The organism is uncultured Cetobacterium sp., assembly GCF_947038635.1.
In the GTDB taxonomy this organism is placed as follows: Bacteria; Fusobacteriota; Fusobacteriia; order Fusobacteriales; family Fusobacteriaceae; genus Cetobacterium_A.
The window spans coordinates 1-7,565 of record NZ_CAMQXC010000109.1 but is presented as its reverse complement, the minus strand read 5'-3'; the positions used below and the strand labels follow the sequence as shown (position 1 = coordinate 7,565).

Genomic DNA, 7,565 nt, shown 5'->3' with positions numbered 1-7,565 from the left:
CTTTATCACTATCATCAGCAATATCAGCGTGGTTAGGAGTTACTGAGCCAGCGATGTTTGGTGTGAATTTAAGATTTATGTATCCTTTTTATGGAGCATTGATTGGTTCAGCTCTTGCAGCAATTTATTCAACTTTAACAGGAGTTTTAGCTAACTCAATAGGAATAGGTGGACTTCCAGCATTTTTAGCAATTCAACCTAAATTTTGGATAAACTATATTATAGCTATGACAATAGCTTTTGTTGTACCAATTATAGCTACTTATATCTTAAGTAAAGGTAGATTTGCAAAAAAATAAAAATATAAATTAAAATAAAGTGAGGAAAATTATGTTAGAAAAAGATTGGTGGAAGAGTGCCACAGTTTATCAGATATATCCTAAAAGTTTTTGTGATAGTAATGGTGATGGAATAGGTGACATAAAAGGAATTATAAGTAAGTTAGATTATTTAAAAAAATTAGGTGTAGATGTAGTTTGGACAACTCCTATGTATGTTTCACCAATGATGGATAACGGATATGATATAGCTGATTATTATAATATTGATCCAACATTTGGAACTATGGAAGATTTCCATGAATTATTAAATGAGATGCATAAAAAAGGAATGAAATTAATAATGGATATGGTTATTAATCATACTTCAACAGAGCATTTTTGGTTTAAAGAAGCTTTAAAAGACTCAAAAAATAAATATCATAACTATTATATTTGGAAAGAGGGAACTGCCGATAAAGCTCCTAATAATTGGGCTTCAAAATTTGGTGGAAATGCTTGGAAATATGTGGAGTCATTGGGAAAATATTATTTACATCTATTTGATGTGACACAAGCTGATCTTAATTGGGAGAATCCTGAATTAAGAAATGATATTTATAAAATGATAAACTTTTGGTTAGAAAAAGGTGTAGATGGATTTAGATTAGATGTGATAAATTTAATTTCAAAAAATCAAAATTTTCCAGATGATAACTATGAAACAGCTACATCAGATGGAAGAAAATTTTACACAGATGGGCCAAGAGTTCATGAATTTTTAAAGGAGTTAACAGCTAATACTTTTGGAAAGTATCCAGGAAGCCTAACTGTAGGAGAGATGTCGTCAACAACTATCTCTCATTGTATAGAGTATACAAAACCAGAAAACAAAGAGTTATCTATGGTATTTAATTTTCATCATTTAAAAGTAGATTATCCAAATGGAGAGAAGTGGGCTTTAGGAGATATGGATTTTAAATCTTTAAAGGATATATTTTTCAAATGGCAAGTTGAAATGGAAAAGGGGGATGGATGGAGTGCAGTATTTTGGTGTAACCATGATCAACCAAGAATTGTTTCTAGATTTGGAAATGAAAACTATTTAAAAGAATCTGGAAAGATGTTAGGGACAGCAATTCATATGTTAAGAGGAACACCGTATATCTATCAAGGTGAAGAGATTGCAATGACTAATCCACATTTTGAAACTATTGATGAGTATAGAGATGTAGAGGCTTTAAATAATTATAAGCTTCTTCTTGAAAAAGGTAAAACTGTTGATGAGGCTATAGAGATTTTAGGACAAAAATCTAGAGATAATAGTAGAACTCCAGTTCAATGGAATGAGAGTAAAAATGCAGGATTTACTGAGGGAACTTCATGGATAGAGGTTGCTAAAAATTATTCGACAATAAATGTTGAAAACAGTTTAAAAGATAAAGAGTCAGTTTTTTATCATTATAAAAATTTGATAGAATTAAGAAAAAAATATAAAGTTATTTCTCATGGAGATTTTATTCCTATGTACGTAGAAAATTCTCAAATATTTGGATATATACGTCAACTTGGAAATGAAAAACTTTTAGTTATAAATAATTTTTATGAGAAAGAGATTGAAATTGAAATCCCAGAAGAGTTTATTGGAAAAGAGATTCTAATAAAAAACTATAGTGATATATTGTTAAGTGATAAAAAAATAAAGCTGAGAGCTTATGAATCAATTGTAATTTTTTCAACTTCAAAATTTATAAATAAAAAATAAAAACTGGTATATTGAATAAATTTTTAAATTATGATATTTTAAAATAAAGTTTTTAAAAAATAAATTGTCGGGGGACAAACTATGATTAAAAAAGATATTAAAATTCATGAAAAAAGAGGACAATTAATTATTCTACTAAAAAATGAAGTGTATCTTACTGGTTATAGGTAAGGAGGCTACGTGGTACTTACATTTATATTTATTGTTTGTTTAGGGTATTTAATCTATTTAAAAGGTGGTTACACTGTTGATATGTCTTTAAAAGAGGAAGAAAAAATTTATAAAATAAAAGATAAGGAAAAAGAAAAAGATACCTTAGAGTAAAGATTTTATAAAATAAAAAAAGAGGCTAAAATAAATTTTTAGCCTCTTTTTCATTAACATATTCTTTAATATCTTCTTCGAGTTTTTTGTGGAGGAAGTTCTAGAGGTTTATTATAAGATTCAAGATTTTCCCAGCCTTGAACTTTAGTTGATGCATCATAAATACTTTGAAAAAATTTCATAGCAGATTCTTCAGGATTAGAAGTAGCAAGGCAATCACTTAATTTATAAATAAATTGATCATTATAATACGATTTTTCAACAGGAAGAGGAATTTTTTTATACTCCTCAGGATTATTTGGCCACATAAATCCGAAGAAGTATGGTTCTCCAATACTATTATTTCCAAGGTTAAATCCAAATTCAATTTCTTCAGCATCAACACCATATCTAAATCCAACAGGTAAAGACGGATCTGTATTGAGAAGTTTACCAGAATATCTAACAGTTCCCATATCTAAGCAACCCCAATAAAAATTTACTTTACTTCTTCTTCCTCTAAATGGAGCAGCAAATTTACTAAGAATCTTATAGGCATATTTAACCATTTCAAACCATTTTTCAACAGCTTCTCTATCGTAAGATTTATGAGTTTCATCCTTTTCAAAAGGTGTTGTGAAGTTCCATTCTTGTGGAATTGGGTAGATGTCAGTTCGACAACCTAAAAATTCAAGTTTACTTAGAAAAGTTTTATAAAATTGAGCTACTGAAACTCCATCCTTAAGAGGGGTAATAACTTCTCTTCCATTTTCATCTAAAATAATTAGCTGATGTTTTACAAAGTTGAATGAAATTTGAAACATACCATTTTCAGAAGGTATATTTCCAGTGGAGATTCCAGTTGGTGTAATGTGAAGCATAGCAGATTCCCATTCTGGTTCTTGAGGAATTCTTTCCAGTGCAACTTTTCCAACCATTTGAATATACATACCTAAGGTATCAACAGTATTTTGCCAATCCTTATATTTTAAAACTTTCATATTAACCTCCCATAAAAATATTAAAAAAGTTCTTAGAAATAGTTTCTAATAAAAAAACTATTTCCTTTTATTTAATATTATTCTATTGAAGAGGTTATGCTCTATTTGGTATAATTAAAGGTAAATTTATTTTTGGAGGTGGTTTTGTATGAAAAATACTTGAATTTGATCAATTTATTCTCTTAGGTTAAGAGATTGCTTTAAACTACCTTTATCAAGTGTGATAAATTATAAAATAAATTTAGAAAGAAGGTTATATTATGTTAGTGGATTTACATATCCATGAAAGTAAGTACTCTTTAGATAGTCACGTATCTTTAGAAAAAATTATAGAAGAAGCAAAAAGGAAAGGTCTTGATGGAATCGCTATAACTGACCATGACGATATGCAAATAAAGGAAGAAGCTGAGACTTTATCTAAAAATTTAAATTATCCTATATTTGTTGGAGTTGAATATTTAACTTTAGAAGGAGATATTGTTGCTTTTGGAATTGATAAGGTTCCTGAAGGAAGAATTCCTGCACAAGAGTTTATCAATCTTGTAAATGAAGCTGGAGGAGTTTGTATCTCTGCACATCCATTTAGAAATAATAACAGAGGTCTTGAAAATAATTTAAATACAATTCGTGGATTAGCTGGAATTGAAGGATTTAATGGAAATACAGATAAACTTAGTAATTTAAAAGCTTTTGAAACAGCAAAAAAATTAGGGATTCAAGCAGTTGGGTCCAGTGACGCACATCATCAACATGCTGTAGGTAGATTTGCAACAAAGTTACCATTCACAGTTACAAATGTAGCGGAACTTATAAGGGCAATAAAAACAAATGAATGTGTTCCTATGATTTATGTTGATGGAATATATAAAGAGATTGAAGAAAGATAAAATTTTGGGGGTTTAAAATGAAAAAAATATTATTAACAACACTATTAGTATTTTCAACTTTAGCAACGTCAGTTCTAGCAAAAAATTTAAAAGTTGTTGCTGCTTATGGAAATAAAGAAAAAATATTTCAAGAGTTTACTAAAGAAACAGGAATAAAAGTTGAATTTTTAGATTTATCTTCTGGTGAGGTTTTATCTAGAATTCAAGCTGAAGGAGGAAAGCCAAGTGCAGATGTTTGGTTTGGTGGTGGAATAGATAGTTTTATCGCTGCTAAAGATAAAGGTCTTCTTGAAAAATATGAATCTAAAAATAATATAGAGTTTATATCACCTGAATATAGAGATAAAGATGGATATTGGTCAGGTATTTCACTTGTTCTTGTTGGATTTATGACAAATAATGAGCTTTTAAAAGAAAAAAACTTACCGTCTCCAAAAACTTGGGAGGATTTAGCAAATCCTATCTATAAAGATGAAGTTATGATGGCAAATCCAGCTATTTCTGGAACAAATTACGCAATGGTTAATGGTCTGATCCAAGGAATGGGAGAAGAAAATGCTTGGACTTATTTTAAATCTTTAAATGAAAATGTTCCTTTTTTAGCTAAAAGAGGAGGAGAGCCACCAAAAAAAGTAGCTTCGGGAGAGTTTGCTTTAGCTGTTATTCCAATGTCTGGAGAATTTATTTCTATGGAGGGTAAATATCCTGTTACAACTATTTATCCAGAAGATATGATTCCATGGGTTCCTGCAGGAATGGCAATATTTAAAAATGCTGAAAATTTAGATGAAGCTAAGATATTTATAGACTGGGCATTATCTAAAAAAGGTCAAGAATTTATAAGAGATCAAGATCCTAGAATGATGGTTAGAAGTGATATAGAAATACCAAAAAGTGTAAAAACTATTAATAAAGATAAACTTATAAAAATAGATATAGACGCTCTAGGAGAAGATAGAGAAGAAATTTTAAAAAGATGGAATGATGAATTTGGAAATAAAGCACAATAATAGGAAATTATTTAATCAACTAGATAATTTATCATATTATTTACTACTTTTTTTAATAGCAGGAGGGGTTATCCTCTTCTGCTTTTTTCCTATTATAAAGATATTTAAAGAAAGCTTTATTATAGATAAAACTTTTACTTTAAATATGTATGAAGGAATTTTTAGTGAAAATTATATACTTTTAAAAAATACGTTATTTACTTCTTTAGTATCGTCTGTTGGAGCAACTTTTATTGGAGTTTGTATAGCATTTTATATAGTTTTTTCAAGGTCTTGGACTGGAAAATATCTTTATAATTTTCTATTGATAACTATGGTTTCGCCTCCATTTGTATTTGGTCTTTCTTTTATAACTCTTTTTGGAAGAAGGGGACTAATAACTTATAGACTTTTAGGATTGAAACTCAATCCTTATGGATGGCAAGGAATAGTTATTTTACAAATAATAGGAGAACTTTCATTTGCAGCATTTTTATTAGTTGAAAGTTTAAAAAAAATAGATGGAAGACTTATAATTGCTTCAAGATCTCTTGGGGCTTCTCAATGGGAAACTATAAAAAGAGTTGTATTTCCATTTTCTTTTACAGGAATTATTAGTGTATTCTTTATTTTATTTACTAAAAATTTAGCAGATTTTGGAACACCAATAATAATAGGTGGAAATTATAGCACTTTAGCTACAGAAGCCTACCTTACTGTAATTGGAAGAGGAAACTTATCTAAAGCTTCAGCTATGACAACTCTTCTTGTATTTCCAGCCTTATTATTATTTTATTTTTATAGAGAAAATTTAGAAAAAGGAAAAAAATTTTATACTTCTGGAAAAGGTGGAGAAACTTCTAATATCTCTTTAGACCCACCCTTATTTTTAAAGTTATTTTTAGAGATTATTTCTATTTTTTTTGTAATTATAATGTTTTTACAATATAGCTCTATATTTCTTTCAGGATTTTATAATTATACTATTAATGGTTTTGAATTTACTCTTGAATATTTAGAGCTTTTTAAACTAGGAAAATATTCAACCTTTATTAGGAGTATTTATTATTCCTTGATTGCAGGAGTTATTTCAGCTAGTATAGGGATACTAATCTCATATTTTACAGAGCGAAGAAATATTAAAATTATGAAATTTGTCGAATTTCTTTCATCTTTACCGTACATAATCCCAGGAACTTTTTTTGGATTAGGGTATATTTTAGCTTTTAATAAATCGCCTATTATGCTTACGGGAACTGCTGCAATAGTTATTTTGAATTGTACATTTAGACAGATATCAATAGGTAGCAAGGCTGGAAATTCTCTTTTTTCAAAAATTGATAAAAATTTAGAAAAAGCAGCTCAAGATTTAGGAGCTTCTAAAATTAGAGTTTTGTATGATATTATCTTTCCACTTGTAAAACCAGCTTTTATGGTAGCATTTATAAATGGATTTACAACAACTATGACGACTACAGGAGCAATTATTTTTCTGATTTCTCCAGGAGCGAGTGTAGCAACTGTCGAAATGTTTAATACAATCAGAGATGGAGATTATGGATTAGCATCAATAATTGCGATTTTTATTATAATTGTTACTTTTTTTATAAATATTTTGGCTATTAAATTTATTGAGAAATAGAGTTTAAAAGGAGAAAAATGTATTTAAAAATAAAAAACTTAAATAAAATATTTGAACAGAGAAAAGGAGTTCAAAATATAAATCTTCAAGTTGAAGAGGGAGAGTTAATAACTTTGTTGGGACCATCAGGTTGTGGTAAGACAACTCTTTTAAATCTGATTGGTGGATTTTTATCTCCTGATAGAGGAGCTATTTTGGTTGAAAATGAAGATATTGTAAAATTATCTCCAGAAGATAGACCAATATCAACAGTTTTTCAAAATTATGCTTTATTTCCTCATATGAATGTTATTGAAAATATTGGATATGGTTTAAAATATACATCACTTAAGAAAAAAGAACAGTTAGATGAGGCAATAAAATATTTGAAAATAGTTGGTCTTGAAGGTTATGAAAAAATTGCTATACAAAATTTGAGTGGCGGTCAACAACAAAGAGTAGCTTTAGCCAGAGCTTTGGTTTTGAAACCTAAAATTTTACTTTTAGATGAGCCATTTAGTAATTTAGATGTAAAGTTAAAAGTTAATATGAGAGAAGAGTTAAAATATCTTCAAAAAAAATTGAAAATTACAATGATTTTTGTTACCCATGATCAAGAGGAAGCTTTGAGTATTTCGGACAAGATAGTTGTTATGAAAGATGGAGAGATAGTTCAAATTGGCTCTCCAGAGGAGATATATTATTCTCCAGCTAATGATTATGTGGCTGATTTTATTGGAAA

At 28.6% G+C, this 7,565-nt stretch carries 7 protein-coding genes and 1 pseudogene; 7 read left to right on the top strand and 1 reads right to left on the bottom strand.

Annotation, left to right across the window (positions count from 1 at the left end; all coding sequences use genetic code 11):
* From Q0V08_RS09475 to Q0V08_RS09465, 3 genes and pseudogenes are all read left to right on the top strand, one after another.
* Positions 1 to 299, top strand: a pseudogene (locus tag Q0V08_RS09475) (PTS maltose transporter subunit IIBC); the annotation flags it as partial.
* Positions 300 to 330: 31 nt separating this feature from the next.
* Positions 331 to 2,022: an alpha,alpha-phosphotrehalase gene (gene treC, locus Q0V08_RS09470; RefSeq protein ID WP_297434224.1), complete on the top strand. Its 1,692-nt coding sequence runs from the start codon at positions 331 to 333 to the stop codon at positions 2,020 to 2,022.
* Positions 2,023 to 2,202: 180 nt separating this feature from the next.
* Positions 2,203 to 2,346 carry a hypothetical protein gene (locus tag Q0V08_RS09465; RefSeq protein ID WP_297434222.1) on the top strand — a complete coding sequence of 48 codons (144 nt, stop codon included), beginning with the start codon at positions 2,203 to 2,205 and terminating at the stop codon, positions 2,344 to 2,346.
* A gap of 65 nt (positions 2,347 to 2,411) precedes the next feature.
* Here the strand turns inward: Q0V08_RS09465 and Q0V08_RS09460 are convergent, their stop codons facing one another.
* The gene (locus Q0V08_RS09460; RefSeq protein WP_297434221.1) at positions 2,412 to 3,326 is read right to left on the bottom strand and encodes a DUF5996 family protein; all 915 of its coding nucleotides are present in this window, start codon (positions 3,324 to 3,326) and stop codon (positions 2,412 to 2,414) included.
* Between the two features lie 260 nt (positions 3,327 to 3,586).
* Between Q0V08_RS09460 and Q0V08_RS09455 the strand changes: the two genes are divergently transcribed.
* The 4 genes from Q0V08_RS09455 to Q0V08_RS09440 form a co-directional block, all read left to right on the top strand.
* Positions 3,587 to 4,213 (top strand): PHP domain-containing protein, encoded by a 627-nt coding sequence (locus Q0V08_RS09455; protein ID WP_257164119.1) that lies wholly within the window; start codon positions 3,587 to 3,589, stop codon positions 4,211 to 4,213.
* A gap of 17 nt (positions 4,214 to 4,230) precedes the next feature.
* Positions 4,231 to 5,223 (top strand): ABC transporter substrate-binding protein, encoded by a 993-nt coding sequence (locus Q0V08_RS09450; protein WP_297434218.1) that lies wholly within the window; start codon positions 4,231 to 4,233, stop codon positions 5,221 to 5,223.
* Positions 5,198 to 6,844 carry an iron ABC transporter permease gene (locus tag Q0V08_RS09445; protein ID WP_297434216.1) on the top strand — a complete coding sequence of 549 codons (1,647 nt, stop codon included), beginning with the start codon at positions 5,198 to 5,200 and terminating at the stop codon, positions 6,842 to 6,844. Before Q0V08_RS09450 ends, Q0V08_RS09445 begins: the two co-directional genes overlap by 26 nt.
* A gap of 17 nt (positions 6,845 to 6,861) precedes the next feature.
* Positions 6,862 to 7,565, top strand: a 704-nt coding sequence (locus Q0V08_RS09440) for an ABC transporter ATP-binding protein (RefSeq protein ID WP_297434215.1), incomplete at its 3' end; no start/stop codon positions are given.

Bases quoted from the DNA above. Each gene is read 5' to 3' on its own strand.
- treC (WP_297434224.1), top strand. From the start codon at position 331: ATGTTAGAAAAAGATTGGTGGAAGAGTGCCACAGTTTATCAGATATAT.
- Q0V08_RS09460 (WP_297434221.1), bottom strand. From the start codon at position 3,326: ATGAAAGTTTTAAAATATAAGGATTGGCAAAATACTGTTGATACCTTA.
- Q0V08_RS09455 (WP_257164119.1), top strand. From the start codon at position 3,587: ATGTTAGTGGATTTACATATCCATGAAAGTAAGTACTCTTTAGATAGT.
- Q0V08_RS09450 (WP_297434218.1), top strand. From the start codon at position 4,231: ATGAAAAAAATATTATTAACAACACTATTAGTATTTTCAACTTTAGCA.
- Q0V08_RS09445 (WP_297434216.1), top strand. From the start codon at position 5,198: ATGAATTTGGAAATAAAGCACAATAATAGGAAATTATTTAATCAACTA.